We start from the raw sequence: 620 nt of genomic DNA on the forward strand, positions 1-620 counted from the left end.
CCGGCCGGCGGCGGCGCGCCGCCCGCGCGTGCGATCGCCCCCTCCACGGTCGCGCGCCAGGGCGCGTCGGGTGCGGCGTCTGCGAGGAGCGCGCGCCAGGCCTCGACGGCCTTCGCCTTCTCGCCCGCCTGCTCCTGCGCGAGCGCCAGGAAGAAGCGCGGCTTCGCCGCCTTCGGGTCGGCCGCATTCGCCGCCTCGAAGGCCTCGCGCGCCGCGGCGGTGACGATCCCGCCTTCCGCGAGATAGATGGCCTCGCCGAGATCGGCCTGCCGTTCGGCCGACGTTCCGAGCAGGCGGATCACGTTCCGATAGGCCTCGACCGCGTCCTGCGGGCGCCCGAGCCGGACATAGACCGGGGCGAGCACGGCCCAGCCCCTGCCGTCCTCCGGCGACTGCCGGAGACGTTCCTCGACGCGCGCGACCAGGGTCTCGATGTCGGTCTTGCCGCCCTGCTCGAGCCGCGCCTCGAGCGGCTGGCCCGGCAGGTCCGGCGCGCCCTTCGCGAGGTAGAGCCCGGCGGCGAGCACGGGGATGCCGAGAAGGGCGAGCAAAGCGGCCGCCCGGCGCCGCTCAGCGCGGCCGCCTGCTGCCGGCGGCGCCTGCGCCGCTTCGGCCGCGAG

General features: G+C 77.3%; 1 protein-coding gene. It reads right to left on the reverse strand.

Features of this window, described 5'->3' with window-relative positions; translation table 11 throughout:
- Positions 1 to 620, reverse strand: a 620-nt coding sequence (locus tag E4O86_RS23055; protein ID WP_425500154.1) for a tetratricopeptide repeat protein, incomplete at both ends; no start/stop codon positions are given.

The sequence above is a fragment of the Propylenella binzhouense genome, assembly GCF_009866965.1.
In the GTDB taxonomy this organism is placed as follows: domain Bacteria; phylum Pseudomonadota; class Alphaproteobacteria; order Rhizobiales; family Afifellaceae; genus Propylenella; species Propylenella binzhouense.